This window comes from Pseudomonas sp. JDS08PS003, from assembly GCF_045013505.1.
Taxonomy (GTDB): Bacteria; Pseudomonadota; Gammaproteobacteria; order Pseudomonadales; family Pseudomonadaceae; genus Aquipseudomonas; species Aquipseudomonas protegens_B.
This window is the reverse complement of sequence record NZ_CP120724.1, coordinates 873,743-892,310: the sequence shown is the minus strand read 5'-3', so window position 1 is coordinate 892,310 and position 18,568 is coordinate 873,743. Positions and strand designations below refer to the sequence as shown.

The following is an 18,568-nucleotide window of genomic DNA, read 5'->3' as shown; positions in this document are numbered from 1 at the left end:
TACATGCGCAGTCGTTCCATGCCGCTGTTCACCACACTGTTGACCCTGAGCCTGGGCCAGTTGCTCTGGAACCAGGCCCTGGCTGCTCCAGTGCCGGGCTGCTCGAGCCTGGCGCCGTTGCCGACAGTGCTGGAAGTCGGCGAAGGTTTGCAGCAGGAACTGCAGTCCCCGGTGACCATCACCCGGCTGGCGGTGGGCGATCCGAAAGTCGCCGATGTCCACGCCAACGGCAACAAGGCCTTCCTCCTCACCGGCATGGCCCCTGGCGCCACTAGCCTGATGGTCTGGACCTCCTGCTCCAGCACTCCGCGCAAGAGCATGGTATTCGTCCGCGGCCGGGCCACTGCCGACATGACCACCAGCCGCTTGCCAATCAGCGATGATCCGTTGCTGCCCAGCCAGGTACAGACCGACATCCGCTTCGTCGAGGTCAGCCGCACCAAGCTCAAGGAGGCCAGTACCTCGATCTTTGGCCGCGGGCACAACTTCCTGTTCGGTTCCCCCAACACCGCTCCTGTCAGCAGTGGCACCTCCGGTAGCGTCACCCCGACCTTCGGTGGCCGGCGCACCAACATCCCCCTGGACAACGGCACCTTCAATATCGGCTTCGGCAACGGGCGGGTGCTGACGCTGATCAACGCCCTGGAAGGCAGCGGCTTCGCCTACACCCTGGCCCGGCCGTCGCTGGTGGCCCTCAGCGGCCAGAGCGCAAGCTTCCTTGCCGGTGGCGAAATCCCTATTCCGGTGCCCAGCACCGGCAGCAATAGCGTGACCATCGAGTACAAGGAATTCGGTATCCGCCTGACCCTGACCCCCACCATTGTCGACAGCGGTCGCATCTCGCTGAAAGTGGCCCCGGAGGTCAGCGAGCTGGACTACAGCAACGCTGTGACCATCGCCGGGACCCAAGTGCCCGCCCTGACCATCCGCCGTACCGATACCAGCATCTCCCTGGCCGATGGCGAGAGCTTCGTCATCAGCGGCCTGATCAGCTCCCGCAACAGTTCCCAGGTGAACAAGTTTCCCGGGCTGGGGGACATCCCGGTACTGGGTGCGTTCTTCCGCGACTCGACGATCAATCGCGAGGAGCGCGAGCTGCTGATGGTGGTCACTCCGCACCTGGTCCAGCCCCTGGCCGCCGACGCCAAGCTTCCGGCCTTGCCCGGTGAGCGCTTGCGCAGCTACGACCCGAACTTCTATCGCATGTTCTTCCTCGAGAACGGTAACTTCGACAAGCGCAGCGGGCTATCGCAATGAGCCAGAGCCAGAGCCTGAGCCAGACCTTTCTTGCCATCACCCGCAACAGCACCGACCTTGAGTGGCTGCAAGGGGCCCTGGCGCCCCTGGGCCAGGTAGTGGGGGCCGATGGCAGCCTCGACGAGTTGCTGGCACTGGTGGACGTGACCTTCGCCAATCTGGTGTTCGTCGGCCTCGACCGCGAGCATGTAGTGGCCCAGGCCGCGCTGATCGAAGGGGCCCTGGAAGCCAAGCCGATGCTGGCGATCGTTGCCCTCGGCGATGGCATGGACAACCAGTTGGTGCTCAACGCCATGCGCGCCGGGGCGCGGGATTTTGTCGCCTACGGCTCGCGCTCCAGCGAAGTCGCCGGCCTGGTCAGACGCTTGAGCAAGCGCCTGCCGGCCGTGACGCCCAACACCCAGCTGGGTGGCCTGACCGTGCTCTACGGCGTCCAGGGCGACGGGGATGGCGCACTCCTGGCCGGGCACCTGGCGCTGGTGGTGCAGAAGAGCGGTCAGCAGACCCTATTGCTGGACCTCGGTCTGCCCCGGGGCGACAGCCTGGCCTTGCTGGGGCTGGAAAGCTCCTTCCACTTTGGCGACGCCCTGCGGCACTTGCGACGCCTGGATACAACCCTGATCGACAGCGCCTTCACCAGTGCCGAGGCCGGCTTGCGCATCCTCGCCTATGCCCCCCACGACGAGCCCCTGGAACACACCAGCGCGGCCGAGCTGTACATGCTGCTCAGTGCCTTGCGCCAGCACTTCCAGCACATCGTGGTGAACCTGGTCGGGCAGCCGGACAGCGAGGCCCTGCGCACCTTCGTCAGTCATTGCGACAAGCTGATCTGGTGCACCGACCAGAACGTGCTCGACTGCCGGCGCAACCTGGCGGTGCTCAACCATTGGCGCGAAAAGGGCTTGAAGCTCGATCACGCGCGCTTGCTGGTGGACCGTTACCTGCGCGCCGTCGCACCAGACTCCGAGACCCTGGGCAAGACCTTTGGCCTGGAGGTGATTGCGGTGCTGGCCTACAGCCCGGAGATTCGCCTGAATGCCAAGAACCAGGGCGTCACCCTGTTCGAACTGGCCCCACGCGAAGCCCTGACGCAAAGCCTGCGTACCCTGGGCGAGCGCCTGGCCAAACGTTCCGAAGGCCTGCCCAAGCCCAAAGCCGGCTGGCTCAACCGGATCATGGGGGGCAGATGAGCGGCGAAAAACTGTTTGGTGCCCCAGCCCGCGCCCCCCTGGGTAACAGCGATCACGAAGGGCTGAAGCTGGTACTGCATCGCTACATCATCGATGCCATCGAAGAGTCGGGAAAGAACCTGCTGGAAAGCTCACGGCAGAACCTTGCGCAGTTCGTCACCGATAAAGTGGCGGAGTACATCGCGCGCATGCACCTGGCGATTTCGCGCTACGAGATGGAGCGCCTGGCGGAGGAAATCGTTGATGAGCTGACCGGCTTCGGCCCCCTGGAAGTGCTGCTGCGCGACCCGGCGGTGACTGAAATCCTGGTCAACGGTCCGCACCGGGTATTCGTCGAGCGTGACGGTGTATTGCACCAGAGCGACCTGCGCTTTATCGACGCCCACCATGTGGAGCGGGTCATGCAGCGGATTCTCGCGCCCCTTGGCCGACGCCTCGACGAGTCCTCACCCATGGTCGATGCGCGGCTGCCGGACGGCAGCCGGGTCAACGCAATCATCCCGCCCATCGCCCTGGACGGCCCCTGCCTGTCGATTCGCAAATTTCGCAAGGACATGCTCAAGAGCAGCGACCTGATCGCCATGCAGACCATCGACCTGGCGATCTTCGAGTTCCTCCAGGAGGCCGTGGGCAAACGCTGCAACATCCTGATCAGCGGCGGCACCGGCACCGGCAAGACCACCCTGCTGAACATCCTCAGTCAGTTGATCAATCCCCACGAGCGGCTGGTGACCATCGAAGACGTGGCCGAACTGCAACTGGGACACCCCCATGTGGTGCGCCTGGAAACCCGTCCGCCCAATGCCGAGGGCCATGGCGAGGTCAAGGCCAGCGACCTGATTCGCAACGCCCTGCGGATGCGCCCGGACCGGATCATCCTCGGTGAGATCCGTGGCGTGGAGGTGCTGGATGTGCTGACCGCGATGAACACCGGCCACGATGGTTCCATGAGTACCGTGCACGCCAACAACGCCCAGGATGCGCTGCTGCGCCTGGAAACCCTGGTAGGCCTGACAGGTCGCCAGATCGCCGAGCGCACCTTGCGGCAGATGATCTGCGCGGCCCTGGATGTGGTGATCCAGTTGACCCGTCTGCCCGATGGCCGGCGCTGCGTCAGCGAAGTGGTGGAGGTGGTGGGCATTCGCGATGACATCTATGTCACCAATACCCTGTTCCGCCTGGATCGCCGCAACGGCTTGGGCTTCGGCTTCTTGCGCGAGGCACTGAATCCGGCAGGGGACAAACTGCGCCGCGAGAGCGGGCTGGGCGTCAATTGAACCGGCGAGGTAGCCCATGATCGGTCTGCTGCTTACCTTGATCTGCCTGATTCTGCTGGGGCTTTCCGGCTGGCTGTTCTACCACGGCGTGCGCAAGACCGAGCGTGAACGGGTACTCAACCGGCTGGCCGAGGGGCAACCCGATCTGCGCCCGCAACGCAGTTCATGGACCGGCCTGGAGCGCGCATTCGCCCGCGCCGGCCTGGGCCAGCCCAGTGAGCGCCTGGGCCTGTGGCTGGCGATGTGGGCAATACTCATATTGCTGGGCTACCTGCTGGGGGACTGGCTCGGGCTGCTGGGTTGCATCTGCGGCCCACCGCTGCTGTTGCGGCTGTATATCGCCTGGCTGTACCAGCGCCGGCTCAAGCGCATGATCGAGCAACTGCCCCCCTTGCTGGATCACAGCGTGCGCAGCCTGAAGTCCGGGCGCACCCTGGCAGACGCCGTGCTGGGAGCCATCGAGGCCAGCAACGATCCACTGAAACAAGCCATGGGGCGTATCCAGCGCAACGTGCAGCTGGGGGTCAACCTGCCGGACGCAGTCAGTGATTTTGCCGAGTTCTACGAACAGGACGAGTTACGCATGTTCGCCCTGGGCCTCAAGGTCAATCACCGTTACGGCGGCAACGCCAGCGAGCTACTGGAAAACCTGATCAAGCTGATTCGCGAGCGAGAGCAAGGGGCTCGGCAACTGAGTGCGATGACCGGGGAAACCCGCATGACCGCCTGGGTCTTGGGGCTCCTGCCAATGATTCTGGTGAGTTACTTCATGCTCACCAACCCCGGCTACATGCTCGGCATGTGGCACGACCCTGCCGGGCAACAGATGCTGATTATTGCCGTGTGCCTGCAGATCTTCGGCTGCCTGGCGCTGTGGCGTATGTTGAGGAGTATCTGAAATGCTTCTGCTGGCCGCTGCGATGTTGTTTTTCGGCGCCTTGCTGCTGCTTGGCAACGGCGTGCTGGAGCAGCGCCGGCGCGAGCGCCAGATTGCCCAGCGACTGCAGGGCAACATGACCCGTGACAACCGCCTGGGCAGTTGGCTGCGACTGCTGGGCGACAGCCGCTTCGGCCAGCGCGCCGTCAGCATGGACAGCGAGACGCAGGTCCTGCTCAACCGCCTGGGCTGGCGTCGGGCCAACCAGCGCTCGCTGTTCGCCGCCTTGCAGATCGCCACGCCGCTGCTGGTGGTGTGCCTGACGATCTTCATCCAGGAAGTGGCCTATCCCCAGGCCGAGAACAAATGGCTGGTGCCCATGCTGGCCGCCGGTGCCGGCTATCTGCTGCCCAAGCGCGCCCTGGCCTACGCCGCCAAGCGCCGGCAGAAACTCATCGCCATGGAGATCTCCACCTTCATTCCCTTGCTGCGCATTCTGTTCGAGTCGGGCATGGCCGTGGAACAGGCCTTGCGGGTTCTGGGCAACGAAGCCCAGAAGCTGCTGCCGGAACTGACCCACGAGCTGCGCCTGATCCTGGCGCGGGTCGATTCGGGCCTGGAGTTGGGCCAGGAACTCAGCCAGACCGCAACCCTGCTGGCGGTAGACGAATTCACCGACACCTGCGTGATTCTCCAGCAACTGATACTGCAAGGTGGCGGCGCGATGAAATCCCTGCAGGCCCTCAAGCAGTTGCTCGACGACCGGCGCCTGACCCGCCTGCAGGAATACATCTCGAAAATGTCGGCCAAAATGTCGGTGGTGATGATGCTGTTTCTCTTCCCCGCCTTGTTGATCGTACTGGCCGGGCCGGGCTTCACCGCCATCGCCCGGGCCTTTGCTTCCTAGAGGGAATCTGATGAAAGCCATGATTGTCGCTGCCAGCTTGTTGCTGCTCGGCGGATGCGCCAGCAACGGCCAGGTGTCGTGGGCGACCCTGACCAACACCACCAGTTGCGCCAAGCTCAGCTCCGAGCAAGAGTTGGCGGTCAATCTCGCCGATGAGATGGCCAACGACGGCAAGCTGTACGCCAGCCTGGCCAACCTGCAGAACCTGCCGGACAACCTCGCCGAAGTGCGGGTACGCAAGGCCCGGGTCTACCGTCTGCTGGGCCGTAGTGAGGCCGAGCCGCTGTACCGCAGCCTGCTGGGTTCATGCCTGGCCGCCGAGGGCGAGCATGGCCTGGGCCAGTTGGCGGCGGCACGGGGAGATAACGGCCAGGCCCAGGCTCACCTGCAACGGGCGGCGCATCTGGCACCGACCAATGAAAAAATCCGCAACGACCTGGGGGTCGTCTACCTCAACCAGTTGCGCATCGAAGAGGCGCGCTTCGAATTCCTCACAGCCATCGAGCTCAAGCAGTCCGAGCCGTTGGCGGCCATCAACCTGGTGACCCTGTTGCTCTATCAGGACAACTGGAAGCAAGCCGCAGAAGTGGTCAGCCAGGCCAACCTCAATCCCCAGCAATTTGCCCAGGCCCAGGCCCGCGCCGAGGAGCTCGGGAAACCCGCGGCCACCACCGCCTCCGTGACCCAGGTGGCCAAGGGGTCCACCACCCTGCAGCCTGAGGCCACGCCGACCAAGGAGCGCTGAAATGAAACTGCCCATGCTCTGCTGTACCGTTCTGCTGACGCTGCCCCTGGCCGCACTGGCCATCGACGCAGGCCCCGCCTCGCCCCAGCAGCAGGAGACCGAAGGCTGGCTGCTGTTGCAAAGTCGCAATCTGGCGGCCTCGCCGCAGCCACAGACGGCGACCCCCACGGAACGTGAACTGGCGCTGCAACGCTGGTTGAAAAAATACCACTACGAAATTCCGGACCTGTACGACCCGGATGCCGGTGGCAAGGTGGAAACCAAATAGTCAGGAGGGAATCAAGCGGCGGTGAATCCATCACCGCCGCCATGCACAGCTCGCGATCAGTGGGCAGTGACCCGCTGGCGCAACCCCGAATTGCTCGGTGACAAGGCCAGGGCCAACTGTGTGCGGTTGTGCATGTGGGTCAGCCGCAGGACCTGGGAAACGTAGAGTTTGACGGTGTTTTCGGTGATCCCCAGTTCGCAGGCAATCTGGTAGTTGGTCTGCCCCTTGCCCACCAGTCGCGCCACGTCCAGTTGTCGTGGCGACAGCTGGTTGAAGATTGCCGGCATCTCGATGGAATCCGCGTCGGCGCTGTCGCCCTGAGACTCCTCGCTGCGACTGGCGGCGGGTGTACGCCGGACCTTGTCCAGGTCCTGGTACAGATCGTCGATGGACTCCGAAAGAAACTGCAGCTTCTGGTTCAGATGCCCCAGGTGCAGGTTCTTCTGCCGCTCCTGCAAGGCGATTTCCTGACGCTGCAGGCCTTCGAGGAGTTCGTCCAGGTCGATGGGTTTCTGATAGTAGTCGGCAATGCCGGCGCGCAGGGCCTTGATCACGTCCTGTTTGTCCGCCTGCCCGGTGAGCATGATGGCTTCGAACACCCGATGCTTGCCGGCCAGGCGCTGCAGCTCCTGCACCAGCTGGATACCGTCCATATCGGGCATGTGCAGATCGCAGAGCACCAGGGAGATTTCCGCGTCCTTGTTGAAGCAATCCACAGCCTGGCGGCTGGACTCGCAAGGAACACAACGGTAACCACTGCTTTCAAGAAACTCGCAAAGTTCTTCGACAATCAGTGGCTGATCATCGACCACGAGCACTTTCATCTGTGAGGTGAGCTTGTTCACGTGCTACTCCGTGCTGGCCAATCGTCGACGGGCCACTCCTGTCCTGCCCCGCATGATCCGGGCAGCTACAACTTAAAACCTAGACCCACTTTCCGACTATGTACATAGCATTAATCCGTCCGGCGACTAGTGGATCACGCTCACAGTTAAGACCATTCCAGCCAGTACAAAGGGGGCAAATGGGTATTTTTTTGACAAGCCTGTGCCGGACACTCGCCCTTGGGGCTCAAGTCCTTGTTTCTGCTGCAGCCAGAACCTGGGGACAATCAGCAACCACACCAGGCTACAGAGCCCGGCGCCAATAAAGGCCCCCAGCAGATGCTCAGGGTCGGAGAGCAGCCCCAGGGCCGCCATCAACTTGACGTCCCCCGCCCCCATCCGGCCCATGGCATACCCGGGCAGGGTGAACAGCAGAGCCAGCAACAATGCCCAGCCGCCCTGTGCGGCACTGGCACCCAGCCAGGTACTGCCGGTCCACAACAGGTAGAAGGCGGCCAGCAGTGCCGCGCCCAGAGTCAAGGTGTTGGCGATATGCCGCTGATGCAGATCCTGCAGCGCACAGATTGCCAACCAGATCCACAAAACCCAGAAATGCATCGGCTTGAACGTTCCTTTTGCCGGATTGATCCTATGCTCAATGGACATAGTGGTTGTCAGGGTAGACGCACTCATGAAACCGGGCCTCCCTAGAAAGCAGAAAGGTGCTGTGGCGATCGAGTTCGCTGCGGTGTTCGTGATCTTCTTCGCGGTGTTTTACGGCCTGGTCAGCTACAGCCTGCCGCTGCTGATGATGCAATCCTTCAACCAGGCGACCGCCGAAGCGGTGCGTCGGGCCGTGGCGGTCGACCCCAATACTGCCAACTACGCCACTACGGTGCAGAACCTGGCCAACACCGTGGTGCAGACCCAGACCAGCTGGATTCCGCCGGCCTTCAACTTCGCCGCTACCGACTACAGCGCTGTATACGCCAACGGCGTGCTCACCGTGCGGGTCGACTACCCCACCCAGAAACTCACCCAGGTGCTACCAAGCCTGGTATTGCCGGTGGTCGGCCCGGTGCCCAACCTGCCCACCACCCTGACCGCTATCTCGAGTGTGCAGTTTTGACCTCTGGGGACAAGCTTCTCGGGCGCTTGCTGGGTCGCCAGCCACTTCCCGCCGACGAGCCCCAGGTAACGCCCCAGGCTGTCGGCCTGCAACTGATACTGGACCAGCAGGGCAGAGTCCTCAGCAGTAGCGGGCCGTTGCGCCATGGGCTGGCCCAATTGCCCCCCTCCGCCGAGCCACCACATCTGCTGGACTACATCCTGCCCGACAGCACCCTGGCCCTCGAAGGCCGTCCCGCCGATTGGAGTGGACAGGTGCTGGACCTGGACCTGCGCGGGCTGGGTGGCAAGACCTTGCACCTGCGCGGCTGGCTCCAGCCCTGGGGTTCGCAATGGTCGCTGCATCTGCTGGACATCGGCGACCTGATTCAACAACGCCAGCAGGCCCTGAGCCGTGAGCAATGTCGGATCTTCGCCGCGCAGATCAGCGAACAGATCCGCCTGTGCAACCTGACCCGTCTGTCGGACGTACTGCACGACCAGCTCGCCGACCTGGCCCGCTACTGGCACATCCCCTGCCTGGGCCTGGCCTTGCTCGACGAACAGGAGCAAAGCTGGGTCATCCACAGCTGCTACAGCGCCCATGACGCGCCCCGGCTGTGGCATAACGACCAAGAGCTGGGCACCGGCCTGGACAGCCTGAGCGGCAACACACCGCTGCATCTGAATCATATCCAGGGCCTGAATGAACACCCGCGGCTGCAGGGTATCTTCGGTCATCGCGAAGGTTTCCTGGTGCCCTACCGGGACGACCATGGTGTTGCCGCCTGGCTCCTGTGCGGCTGTTACACCGTGCAGCAACATGCGCCCAACCTGCTGGATCGCGACTGGCTGATGCTCACCGCGGCCCTGGCCGGACCACTGCTCAGCCGCCTGCGGGAACATCGTCATCATCTGCACCTGGAACGCCTGGAAGCCCTGCAAGGACTGCTGGGCGCCGGCTGGTGGGAGCTCTGCGCCGACACGGCGCAGGTGCTGCTGGCCAGCCAACTGGCCGCCAGCCTGCAACTGCCCGCCCCCAGCAACAGACTCAGCGTCCAGGACTGGCTGGAACTGATTCACCCCGCCGACCGCGCCGAACTCAGCAGCCGCCTGCAGGCCCTGAAACTGGGCAAGCCGCTGCTGCTCTGCGTACGCCTGCATGAAGCTGACCCGAGCGCGCCACCGCGCTGGTACCGCTTGCAGGGCCAGGCCCTGGGACGCGGGGAACAGCAACGGCTGGTGGGGTTCATGCTGGATATCAGCGACATCAAGAACCAACAGCAACAAGCCGCCGCGGCCCATGCCCGCCTGGATAACCTGATCGCCAGCTCGCCGGCGGTGATCTATGTCCAGCGCTACCAGGAAGGCGCCCTGCAACCGAGTTTTTTCAGCGCCAGCCTGCAACCCCTGCTGGGCTGGACCCTGGAAGACTGCCGCGAAGCAACCCTGGCGGAGTGGGTCCACCCCGAGGACCGCGACCTGTACTTCCAGCGCTGCCGCCAACTGCTGCGCGAAGGCAATGTCCACGCCCGCTACCGACTCCGGGATCGCCAGGGAAACTTCCACTGGGTCCTGGACGAAGCCCGGCTGCTGCGCGATGACCTGGGCCTGCCGGTGGAAGCCGTTGGCCTGTGGCTGGACGTCACCGAAGCCACCCTGGCCGCCGAACAGGTGCGCCAGAGCGAGGAGCGCTACCGGATTCTGGTGGAAGACTCGCCGGCGATGATCTGCCGCTACCGCCCGGACCTGACCCTGACCTTCGGCAACCGGCCGCTGGCAGCCTACCTGGAGTGCGCCGCCGAGGATCTGCCGGGGAGCAATCTGGGACAGTGGCTGTCCGCCGAACAGCGCGAGGGGTTCGAACGGCGGCTCAAGTTGCTGAGCCCGGAGTTTCCGGTCAGCACCGCAGAGATCAACCTGCAACTGCCAGGACGTGAACACGCCTGGTGGGTCTGGTCGGATCGCGGGGTATTCGATGACCAGGGGCAGTTGCTGGAAATCCAGGCCGTGGGCCGTGACAACACCGAGGTGCGGCGCTCCCAGCAGCAACTGACGCAAAGCGCGAAAATGGCCACCCTGGGGGAAATGGCCACCGGCCTGGCCCATGAAATCAACCAGCCGCTCAACGTGATGCGCATGGCCATCGTCAATGCGCTAAAGCGCCTGAGCAATGGCGATATCCAGGTCGACTACCTCACCGACAAACTCAATCGCATCGACGCTCAGGTCCAGCGGGCCGCCCGAGTGGTGGATCACATGCGGGTATTCGGCCGACGTTCGGAGGTGGAGCAACAGCCCTTCAATCCAGCCAATGCCATCGAGGGTACCCTGTCACTGCTGGCCGAAGGCATACGCGGCAAGGGACTGGAACTGCGTATCAGCGAGCTGGGTTTCGAGGTCCAGGTGCTGGGCTTTGTCGACCAGTTGGAACAGGTGCTGATCAACCTTTTGGTGAATGCCCGGGACGCCCTGCTGGGCAAGCTGGGCCAGCAGAAGGATTTCAAACCCTGGATTGCCATACACGGCCAGCGTGACGAACAGTGGGTGCGCCTGTGGGTCGAGGACAACGCCGGTGGCATCGACCCGCGGCTGCTGGAGCGAATCTTCGAGCCCTTCTTCACCACTAAGCCGGTGGGCGTCGGCACCGGGCTCGGTCTGTCGGTGAGCTACGGCATAATCCAGAACATGGGCGGTCGCCTGAGTGTCAGCAACGGTCAGGACGGCGCACGTTTTTGCATCGAGCTGCCGATCGCCCAGGCGGATCAGATCACCAGATAGGCCCTGCCCGTCTGCCCACAGGTGAGGTTGGCGCCTACTTCCACATCCATCAGGTTGATCCCCAGCGCCGTCAGCAAGTTGTTCAACAGCGGATCGAGCAGGGGGCTCAGCAGGTTGCTGATCAACGGCATGATCAGGCTGGTGACACCGTTGATCACTCCTCCCGCTACTGCCACCACCGAGCCAAGGAGGTTGGCGCTGACCGGCTGGTAAACCTGCAGGCTGATCCCGGCAATAGTGCCCGACAGGCTGTTGACGAGGTTGTTGGTCGGGGCGGCGTTCTGGTAGGTCGGCGCCTGGTTGACATTGCGCGGTACGGAAAAATCCGGCGCACCGCTTGAGTAGATCAGATCCCGCCCCACGTTCGGTCCGGTCTGGCTGAGCCCCAGCGAACTATCGACCTTGATGCCGATGCCCCCTGCGGCGAAGGCCGTGCGCGCCGGCCCGCAACTGCCGATCCCCAGAATCTTGTGACAGGTCCAGATACCCAGGTCGATGATCGGCAGCGGCGTCACCACAGGTTCCGTCGAGGAAGAGAACGCGGTGTTGGGATCAATCTGCCCCACCTTGATGTCGGCCAGGGACGACTCGCTGTGCGCCGTGAGGCTTTTGGTTCCGGTGTTGCCCGTCGGACAGCTGTAGTTGGTGACGTAGGCCTTGGCGCCCCCCAGCTCCAGGTTGATATCGATTCGCGGAGAAGGCAGCACTTGCGGGTCCACTTGCTGGCACCCGGCGCCCAGCAGGCAGCCCAAGGAGTTGATGGTATCGGCCAGATTCAGGCTCAGGACACTGTTGAGGGTCGGAGTCAGCGAGCCCACCAGCCCCAGCAAGGCGTTGGCCAGGCCGGTCACCCCGGACAGGCCTGTGAGGTTGACCGAAATCAGCGTCCGTACCTGAGCTGTGCGCACGTAGATGCGATTGGCCCCCAACGGATCGAGGATGGCCAGCCGAGGGTCACCGACAGCGGAGAACTGAGGCGGCTCAATGACCTTGACCCGGACCGTCACACTGGCCAGGCCCAGCAGGTTGGCCGGTATCACCGCTGCCACTGCGCTCTTGCTGTTGGCCAGTTGAATCATCGCTTGCAGCAGTTGGAAGAGCTGCAGGTTGGCATCCAGCGCGGTGGATGCAGCACCGGTCTGCAGTTTCAGGATGTCCCCCAGTTTCAACTGCGGTATCTGGGCACTCACCGCTACTTGTAGAGCCCCCAGGGCCGCCAGTATGTCGGCGGTCGCGCCATTGGCCTGGACCACGGTGGCGGCGGTCTGGATCAGCCGGGTCAGGCTGGCCTGGGTGTTGAGCAACTGGGTGTAGTTGCCGGCGGCGACGCCCAGGTCGATCGCCAGTTGATCGAGGTAGCGCAGTAAATTGATATCGCTGTTGAGCAGGCCATTCCAGCCCACAGCACTGATGTTCACACTGCCGCCGAGCATGTTGCCCACCACGGCATTGAGTATCGGTGAGTTGGTGCTGTTGACGGTGCCTATGGTGCTGCGAATGCTCAGTTGCGCCAGCGGTGGCGTCGGCGCAGCAGCCACGGCCGTGGCGCTGAGCTGAGTGGTGAGGTTGATCGGGCCTGGCGAGAACAGCGCCCCCACCCCCGACGCCACGCTGATGGGTACGGTGTTGGTGGCAATCACCCGCACGGCCGCCGACTGCGCTGGGTTGGCATTGAAGGTACGCAAGCTGTTGGCTGCGGTGGTCAGGGAGCCACAGGTGGTGGTGAGGGTACTGCCGGTGGCGATGACGAAACCATTGCGCACTGCACTCTGCCCGGCATAGGTGGCGGCAGTCAGGCCGGCCTGGCAATTGCCGCCACGGCTGACGGCTTCCAGCGCCGCGTTGTCCGCGACCCGTTGCAACTTGCGCTGCTCCATGTAGAGCCGACCGCTGTCCACCACCAGCAACATGAGCAACAGCGCCAGACCCAGGGTCGCCGCCGCCATCAGGCCAATGGCCCCGCGTTGTCGAGCCGGGCCGGAAAACCGCTTCAGGGGAGACATCGGGGCACTCCTTTACCGGCTCGCAGCCGAGCGCTACCTCCAAGAATATGAGGCAGTGTAGACAACGCTTGAGGGGCATGCTGGCAGGGTGATAGCCCGGCTGACTGGCGGTGAGCGGGGTCATCGGGAGCCCCTCATGCGGCGTTCCCGATGAGCCTCGCAAAAACTCAGGAGCAGCTTCAGTGCGGCGGATAGTTCTGCAGGATACGCATCACCGTGGTACGCACCGCTGCACTGCGTTCGGCGGGATTGGGCGAACTGCTGAGCATCTGCTCATCACTGCCACGCCAAACCAGCTTGCCGTCCTTGCCGTCCAGAAAATCGATCTGGATGGTCGCCACTTTATAGGTGATGTTACGGGTCTCGTTGTACATCGGGCCGCCCCAGTAGCCATTCCATGGGCCACCCCAGCCTCCACCATAGTTGGTGGTGACCTGCTGCTGGCGGTCCTCGACGATCAGATACGCCTGGACATTCAGATCAGCCCGATTCCCGCCCTGGGCCGGGCGCAGGCCACGCTGGTCCAACTGCTCGGCCACCGCCTGACGGATGCGCTGCTCGGTCAGGTCACTCTTGATGCGCGGGTCGTCGGGGCGATATTGCAGGGCGGGTTCTTTCCAGCTCCAGCTGCGGTAGGCGCCAAAGTCCCGGCTGGCGTCAAAGTCATGATTGACCTGGTCGGCGGCGCAGGCACTGAGCAAGGCGGCACACACCAGTAACGCGATTCGATGGAACATGCTGTTTCTCCGCGTGAAGACAAAAAACGGGCGCCGTTCAACTAACTGGGAGGATAGGCGGCCATGGCCTTTTGCACCGCCTCGCGCAGCGAATCGGCACGTTCACTCAGGCTGCCCCTGCTGCTGGTCTCGGCGCTGGCACTCCATACCGGCTGGCCGCTGGCGCCGTCGAACAGATTGACCCGGACCACCACGACCTCCACCTCGTAGGTGCGCACCACCGGCACGCTGCCGTACATGCCGTAGCCCGGTCCGTAGCGGTTGTAACCGCCGTAGCCGCCATAACCATAGTCGTCCTGGACCTGGCGCAGGCGCTTCTCAAGGTGCAGGTCGGCGCTGACCCATAGGTCCGCCGGCCGCGAGTCATGCACGGGGCGCAAACCCTGCTGATCCAGGGCATTGCTGACCGCCTCGGCGATCTGCGCCGAGTCGGCCCAGGCCGAGCCGTTGGGCAGGCGCCCATTGAGCCAGGCCCAGTTGCGGTAGCGTCCATAGTCCCGTTGCGGCGCAGGATAGGCGCTGCGGTCGAAGGTGTTGACCGCTTGCGGCGGCGCCGGTGGCAGCGGGTTGCTACTGGCGACGTAGGGGTTGCTGCCCTGACAGGCGGCAAGCCCGGAACACAGGAAGATCAGACCCAGGCGGCGTTTCATTGCGCACTCCGTTAGACCGGCCGGCACAGCCAATGCAGATAACGCCCAAGGCCGGCAAAGCTTGGGTGTCGGCGGTGAGCCAGCTCCATCTCCAGCAGATCCGTCAGCTCGGCGCGAGCCTGGAATTCCACCGGCATGTAATCGTGGAAAACCCGCACTCCGCTCTGGGTTTCGACTCGCCACAAGCCCTCAAGTTGCGCCGCCAGCTCACGAGGATCAAGCGGTTGTTGCGGGGTCAGGCTCTGCTTCTCACCGGCCATGTCGTTCTTGCGCAGCTTGCGGAAGTGGCCCTTGAGCAGATTGCGATAAACCAGGGCATCGCGGTTATAGAACGCCAGGGACAGCCAGCCGTCGGCGCTGGTCAGTTGGTGCAGAACCGGCAGGATCGCGTGGGGTTCGGCCAGCCATTCCAGCACCGCATGACAGAGCACCAGGTCATAGGGTTCGGTGAGCTGCCCCAGCAATTCCTGCCAGGGTGCCTGGATGAAGGTCGCCTGCTGCCCGGCGTCGGCAAAGCGCTGGCGAGCCCCCTCAAGCATGGGCGCCGCAGGCTCGGCCAGGGTCACCTGGTGCCCACGCTGAGCCAGCCACAGGGACATGTGCCCCAAGCCGGCGCCGATATCCAACACCCGCAGCGGCCGCTCGGGCAGGCTTTCCTTGAGGTCGGCCTGGAGCACCGCCAGGCGGATCGCACCCTTGGCGCCGCCATAGATCTTCTCGGCGAAACGGGTCGCCAACTGGTCGAAATGCCGGTCGCTCATGAGCAGAACCGCCGTTCACTGTCCGCCAGCTTGCTGCGCACCACCTGGTCCATGTCCAGCCCCAGCTCGCTGCACAGCAACAGCAGGTAGAGGACGATATCGCCCACCTCCTGTCCGGCGTGAGCCAGCTTGTCCGCGGGCAATTGCCGCGACTGGTCCTCGGTCAGCCACTGGAAGATTTCCACCAGCTCCGCCATCTCGACACTGGCAGCCATGGCCAGGTTCTTCGGGCTGTGAAATTGCTGCCAGTCGTTACGGTCACGAATGGCGTGCAGGCGTTGGGTCAGTTGCTCTAGGTTCATCGGGGTCTCCTGAAGGCGTATAGCTTCCGGGGGTTGGGCGTGGGACGCAAGAGCGCTTTCGCCGGCAAGCCGGCTCCTACAGAATGTGCAGCCCCTGGCAGCTTCTATGCTTAACAGGGAACTCGCTGCGGGCATTCATGGCCCAAGGTTGAGCTCGGCACCCGCCCCCTCTTTCATCAGGACACACACATGCAGGTAGAAAGCTTCTTCGAGTGGCTTGGCCAGGCCATAGGTTCGGTCATCCGGTTTATCGTCGACCTGCTCAGCGGGTTGTTCAATACCCTGACCCATGCCGGTGGCAACTTCGTCGACGGGCTGTCCCGGGCACTGGGAATGGACACCTCCATCGTCAGCATCATCGGCCTGATCATCGGCCTGATGTTCCTCTACTCGGCGATCCGTGCCTTCATGCGCGCCTCGATCATCCTCGGCATCATCTGGCTGGTGCTCGGCCTCTGGCTGCTGAGCTGGATCATCCACTGATCCGCTGGCGTCAGAACCTGCTCACCCACTCGCAAGCGCCGGTCAGCGATTTGCAACGCGGCATCACCGAAGCGCGGCAGATCCTCAACCGCGACTTAAACCTCGGCGCATCCTGGCGCCGAGGCTACAATGCCGGCTCTCGCAAGGAGCCTGCATGTCCCCCCTGATCACCGATTGGCGTCATCGCCCCACCCATCGTCGCGTCTGGGCCCTGGCCGCGCCGATGATTCTGTCGAATATTTCCGTGCCCCTGGTGGCTCTGGTGGACAGCACGGTGATCGGTCACCTGCCCCACGCCCATCAACTGGGCGCGGTGGCGGTTGGCGCCAGCCTCTACACCTTCCTGGCCTGGGCCATGGGCTTCCTGCGCATGGGGGCCACCGGGTTCGCTGCCCAGGCCGCCGGCCGTGGCGACGGCGCAGCCCTGCGCCAGATCCTGCTCCAGGGGCTGCTGCTGGCGTTGGGCCTGGCACTGGTGCTGGGCGCCATCGGTGTCCCCCTCAGCGGCGCCGCCTTGCATCTGATGCAGCCCTCGGCGGACCTGGACCAGATGACCCGGGCATTCTTCCACACACGCCTGCTGGGCCTGCCCGCGGCCCTGGCCAGCTTCGCCCTGGTGGGCTGGTTTCTCGGCACCCAGAACGCCCGGGCGCCGCTGACCATCCTGCTCAGCACCAACCTGGTGAACATCGCTCTCAACCTGTGGTTCGTCCTGGGCCTGGACTGGGGCGTGGTGGGCTCGGCCCGGGCCTCGGTGATCGCCGAATGGACCGGCGCCCTGATCGGCCTGGCCATGACTCGTCCGGCCCTGCGCGCCTACCCGGGGCAGATCGTCTGGGCCACGCTGCGCCGCTGGCAAAGCTGGCGCCCACTGTTGGCAGTGAACCGTGACATCTTCATCCGCAGCCTGGCCCTGCAATCGGTGTTTTTCCTGATTACCGTACAAGGTGCGCGCCTCGGGGATGCCACGGTGGCAGCCAATGCCCTGCTGCTCAACGGCCTGCTGCTCACCGCCCACGCGCTGGACGGACTGGCCCACGCGGTAGAGGCCCTGTGCGGCCACGCCATCGGCGCCCACGATCGCCAGGCCCTGCGCCGTTCGCTGGTGGTGGCCGGCGGCTGGTCGCTGTTGGCCAGCCTGGGTTTTGCCGTGCTGTTCCTGCTGGGAGGCCACCTGTTCATCGAAATGCAGACCAACATTCCCGAGGTCCGCCAGACCGCCTTCACCTATTTGCCCTACCTTGCCGTGCTGCCCCTGATCGCCGTCTGGAGCTACCTGCTGGACGGTCTGTTCATCGGTGCCACCCGAGCCCGGGAAATGCGCAACGGCATGCTCCTCACCGTGCTCCTGCTGCTACCTTTCGCCTGGGCACTGCAAGGCTTCGGCAACCACGGCCTGTGGCTGACCTTTCTGCTGTTCATGCTCCTGCGCAGCCTGACTCTGGCAGCCTTCGCCTGGCACCTGGAGCGACGCGACGGCTGGTTTGCCGGAACTCACTGAGTCGGCGTCGACTCGACAAAACCACTGACCCGATCCAGTACCGGAGCCAGGCCGCGCAAGGGCCGGGACAAGGCCGCTACCAGAGTGGCGTGGCCCGTGCGGGAGAAGTAGAACTCCTGCACCGGCACGCCTGCCGCTCGCAGCTTGCTGGCCAGACCACCGGTATTGCGCTGCGGGTTGACCAGGGAGTCTTCGCTGGACGCGATCAACAGTGCCGGTGGCGCGCCCCGGCTGACATGGTTGATGGGCTGCGAGTCCGGCGGCGAGTCGGGGTAGAAAAACACCGGGCGCACCTCGGGGTTGCGGATCGGCAGAAAGTCATAGGGCCCGGCCAGGCCGATCCAGCCCTTGATGATCTGCGGCGTCAGCCCGACTTGCCCCAGCAAGCGCGAGTCCAGGGCGAGCATGGCCACGTTGTAGGCGCCGGAACTGTGCCCCATCAGATACAGCCGCCGCGGGTCGGCGCCAAATTCACCAATATGTTCATGGGTCCAGGCCACGGCGCGGGCCGCGTCTTCGAGAAAGGCCGGGTAGCGCACCTGTGGATACAGCCGGTAGTCCGCCAGGACCACCACCATGCCCCGAGAGGCCAGGGCCTCGCCGACGAAGTCGTAGTCGCTGCGCGAGCCACTGTTCCAACTGCCGCCATAAAAGAACACCACCACCGGCGCACCGGGAACCACCTGCCGGGGCTGATAGACATCCAGCTTCTGCCGGGGATCGCTGCCGTAGGCAATGTCCCGAGTCTTGATAAAGGTGCTGCCGGGTGTCAGGGAATTGAGCACTTTGAGCGGTGAGCACGCCGCCAGCAGGCTGAGCACCAGGGTGCTGAACAACAGACGCCAGGCGCCCTTGGATGTATTGAGCATCAGCAAGCCTCGTTGCGCCCATCATGGAC

19 protein-coding genes are annotated in these 18,568 nt (G+C 64.0%); 11 read left to right on the top strand and 8 right to left on the bottom strand.

Translation table 11 applies throughout. From position 1 onward, the window contains the following. The first annotated feature begins 3 nt into the window (after positions 1-3). The 7 genes from P7C00_RS04005 to P7C00_RS03975 are packed head-to-tail and all read left to right on the top strand — an operon-like array spanning position 4 to position 6,521. Complete coding sequence (locus tag P7C00_RS04005) at positions 4-1,257, top strand: type II and III secretion system protein family protein (protein WP_346636290.1); 1,254 nt, start codon at positions 4-6, stop codon at positions 1,255-1,257. Further along, the gene (locus tag P7C00_RS04000) at positions 1,254-2,447 is read left to right on the top strand and encodes a CpaE family protein (protein WP_404938169.1); all 1,194 of its coding nucleotides are present in this window, start codon (positions 1,254-1,256) and stop codon (positions 2,445-2,447) included. Before P7C00_RS04005 ends, P7C00_RS04000 begins: the two co-directional genes overlap by 4 nt. Next, entirely contained in the window at positions 2,444-3,724 is a 1,281-nt protein-coding gene (locus P7C00_RS03995) for a CpaF family protein (RefSeq protein WP_404938168.1), read from the top strand. Before P7C00_RS04000 ends, P7C00_RS03995 begins: the two co-directional genes overlap by 4 nt. Positions 3,725-3,740: 16 nt before the next feature. Further along, positions 3,741-4,622, top strand: a complete 882-nt coding sequence (locus P7C00_RS03990; protein WP_404938167.1) for a type II secretion system F family protein — start codon at positions 3,741-3,743, stop codon at positions 4,620-4,622. A 1-nt stretch (position 4,623) separates the two neighbouring features. Continuing rightward, positions 4,624-5,508, top strand: a complete 885-nt coding sequence (locus P7C00_RS03985; protein ID WP_346636294.1) for a type II secretion system F family protein — start codon at positions 4,624-4,626, stop codon at positions 5,506-5,508. A 10-nt stretch (positions 5,509-5,518) separates the two neighbouring features. Then, entirely contained in the window at positions 5,519-6,253 is a 735-nt protein-coding gene (locus P7C00_RS03980; protein WP_346636295.1) for a tetratricopeptide repeat protein, read from the top strand. A gap of 1 nt (position 6,254) precedes the next feature. Continuing rightward, the gene (locus tag P7C00_RS03975) at positions 6,255-6,521 is read left to right on the top strand and encodes a DUF3613 domain-containing protein (protein WP_346636296.1); all 267 of its coding nucleotides are present in this window, start codon (positions 6,255-6,257) and stop codon (positions 6,519-6,521) included. Positions 6,522-6,577: 56 nt separating this feature from the next. On the opposite strand, the gene P7C00_RS03970 is transcribed toward P7C00_RS03975, so the two are convergent. Together P7C00_RS03970 and P7C00_RS03965 are read right to left on the bottom strand one after the other, a co-directional pair. Beyond that, positions 6,578-7,366, bottom strand: a complete 789-nt coding sequence (locus tag P7C00_RS03970) for a response regulator transcription factor (RefSeq protein WP_346636297.1) — start codon at positions 7,364-7,366, stop codon at positions 6,578-6,580. 126 nt (positions 7,367-7,492) lie between these two features. Beyond that, positions 7,493-7,963: a prepilin peptidase gene (locus tag P7C00_RS03965; RefSeq protein ID WP_346636298.1), complete on the bottom strand. Its 471-nt coding sequence runs from the start codon at positions 7,961-7,963 to the stop codon at positions 7,493-7,495. A 73-nt stretch (positions 7,964-8,036) separates the two neighbouring features. Here P7C00_RS03965 and P7C00_RS03960 point away from each other — a divergent pair, with 73 nt between their 5' ends. Together P7C00_RS03960 and P7C00_RS03955 are read left to right on the top strand one after the other, a co-directional pair. Beyond that, positions 8,037-8,474, top strand: a complete 438-nt coding sequence (locus P7C00_RS03960; RefSeq protein ID WP_346636299.1) for a TadE/TadG family type IV pilus assembly protein — start codon at positions 8,037-8,039, stop codon at positions 8,472-8,474. Continuing rightward, positions 8,471-11,233 (top strand): ATP-binding protein, encoded by a 2,763-nt coding sequence (locus P7C00_RS03955; protein WP_404938166.1) that lies wholly within the window; start codon positions 8,471-8,473, stop codon positions 11,231-11,233. The genes P7C00_RS03960 and P7C00_RS03955 overlap by 4 nt, the downstream gene beginning before the upstream one ends. Here P7C00_RS03955 and P7C00_RS03950 read toward each other — a convergent pair. The 5 genes from P7C00_RS03950 to P7C00_RS03930 form a co-directional block, all read right to left on the bottom strand. Further along, complete coding sequence (locus P7C00_RS03950; RefSeq protein ID WP_404938165.1) at positions 11,218-13,236, bottom strand: pilus assembly protein TadG-related protein; 2,019 nt, start codon at positions 13,234-13,236, stop codon at positions 11,218-11,220. The genes P7C00_RS03955 and P7C00_RS03950 overlap by 16 nt on opposite strands. Before the next feature lie 179 nt (positions 13,237-13,415). Further along, positions 13,416-13,973 (bottom strand): DUF4136 domain-containing protein, encoded by a 558-nt coding sequence (locus P7C00_RS03945; protein WP_346636302.1) that lies wholly within the window; start codon positions 13,971-13,973, stop codon positions 13,416-13,418. 41 nt (positions 13,974-14,014) lie between these two features. Then, positions 14,015-14,623 carry a DUF4136 domain-containing protein gene (locus P7C00_RS03940; protein ID WP_404938164.1) on the bottom strand — a complete coding sequence of 203 codons (609 nt, stop codon included), beginning with the start codon at positions 14,621-14,623 and terminating at the stop codon, positions 14,015-14,017. An 11-nt stretch (positions 14,624-14,634) separates the two neighbouring features. Then, complete coding sequence (locus P7C00_RS03935) at positions 14,635-15,384, bottom strand: methyltransferase (protein ID WP_123726002.1); 750 nt, start codon at positions 15,382-15,384, stop codon at positions 14,635-14,637. Further along, on the bottom strand, positions 15,381-15,686 hold the full coding sequence (locus P7C00_RS03930) for a MazG-like family protein (RefSeq protein WP_123726003.1): 306 nt from the start codon (positions 15,684-15,686) through the stop codon (positions 15,381-15,383). Before P7C00_RS03930 ends, P7C00_RS03935 begins: the two co-directional genes overlap by 4 nt. Positions 15,687-15,875: 189 nt before the next feature. On the opposite strand from P7C00_RS03930, the gene P7C00_RS03925 reads away from it, so the two are divergent. Both P7C00_RS03925 and P7C00_RS03920 read left to right on the top strand, forming a co-directional pair. Next, on the top strand, positions 15,876-16,169 hold the full coding sequence (locus tag P7C00_RS03925; protein WP_102863000.1) for a hypothetical protein: 294 nt from the start codon (positions 15,876-15,878) through the stop codon (positions 16,167-16,169). A 154-nt stretch (positions 16,170-16,323) separates the two neighbouring features. After that, a complete protein-coding gene (locus tag P7C00_RS03920) occupies positions 16,324-17,670 on the top strand; it encodes an MATE family efflux transporter (protein ID WP_346636304.1) in 1,347 nt (448 codons plus the stop codon). Here the strand turns inward: P7C00_RS03920 and P7C00_RS03915 are convergent. Next, the gene (locus P7C00_RS03915) at positions 17,664-18,539 is read right to left on the bottom strand and encodes an alpha/beta hydrolase (RefSeq protein WP_404938163.1); all 876 of its coding nucleotides are present in this window, start codon (positions 18,537-18,539) and stop codon (positions 17,664-17,666) included. The two genes, P7C00_RS03920 and P7C00_RS03915, sit on opposite strands and share 7 nt — an antisense overlap. Positions 18,540-18,568: the final 29 nt, after the last annotated feature.

Excerpts from the sequence above, each read along its gene's own strand:
- P7C00_RS04005 (WP_346636290.1), top strand. The coding sequence starts at position 4 with ATGCGCAGTCGTTCCATGCCGCTGTTCACCACACTGTTGACCCTGAGC.
- P7C00_RS04000 (WP_404938169.1), top strand. The coding sequence starts at position 1,254 with ATGAGCCAGAGCCAGAGCCTGAGCCAGACCTTTCTTGCCATCACCCGC.
- P7C00_RS03995 (WP_404938168.1), top strand. The coding sequence starts at position 2,444 with ATGAGCGGCGAAAAACTGTTTGGTGCCCCAGCCCGCGCCCCCCTGGGT.
- P7C00_RS03990 (WP_404938167.1), top strand. The coding sequence starts at position 3,741 with ATGATCGGTCTGCTGCTTACCTTGATCTGCCTGATTCTGCTGGGGCTT.
- P7C00_RS03985 (WP_346636294.1), top strand. The coding sequence starts at position 4,624 with ATGCTTCTGCTGGCCGCTGCGATGTTGTTTTTCGGCGCCTTGCTGCTG.
- P7C00_RS03980 (WP_346636295.1), top strand. The coding sequence starts at position 5,519 with ATGAAAGCCATGATTGTCGCTGCCAGCTTGTTGCTGCTCGGCGGATGC.
- P7C00_RS03975 (WP_346636296.1), top strand. The coding sequence starts at position 6,255 with ATGAAACTGCCCATGCTCTGCTGTACCGTTCTGCTGACGCTGCCCCTG.
- P7C00_RS03965 (WP_346636298.1), bottom strand. The coding sequence starts at position 7,963 with ATGCATTTCTGGGTTTTGTGGATCTGGTTGGCAATCTGTGCGCTGCAG.
- P7C00_RS03960 (WP_346636299.1), top strand. The coding sequence starts at position 8,037 with ATGAAACCGGGCCTCCCTAGAAAGCAGAAAGGTGCTGTGGCGATCGAG.
- P7C00_RS03950 (WP_404938165.1), bottom strand. The coding sequence starts at position 13,236 with ATGTCTCCCCTGAAGCGGTTTTCCGGCCCGGCTCGACAACGCGGGGCC.
- P7C00_RS03945 (WP_346636302.1), bottom strand. The coding sequence starts at position 13,973 with ATGTTCCATCGAATCGCGTTACTGGTGTGTGCCGCCTTGCTCAGTGCC.
- P7C00_RS03940 (WP_404938164.1), bottom strand. The coding sequence starts at position 14,623 with ATGAAACGCCGCCTGGGTCTGATCTTCCTGTGTTCCGGGCTTGCCGCC.
- P7C00_RS03935 (WP_123726002.1), bottom strand. The coding sequence starts at position 15,384 with ATGAGCGACCGGCATTTCGACCAGTTGGCGACCCGTTTCGCCGAGAAG.
- P7C00_RS03930 (WP_123726003.1), bottom strand. The coding sequence starts at position 15,686 with ATGAACCTAGAGCAACTGACCCAACGCCTGCACGCCATTCGTGACCGT.
- P7C00_RS03925 (WP_102863000.1), top strand. The coding sequence starts at position 15,876 with ATGCAGGTAGAAAGCTTCTTCGAGTGGCTTGGCCAGGCCATAGGTTCG.
- P7C00_RS03920 (WP_346636304.1), top strand. The coding sequence starts at position 16,324 with ATGTCCCCCCTGATCACCGATTGGCGTCATCGCCCCACCCATCGTCGC.
- P7C00_RS03915 (WP_404938163.1), bottom strand. The coding sequence starts at position 18,539 with ATGCTCAATACATCCAAGGGCGCCTGGCGTCTGTTGTTCAGCACCCTG.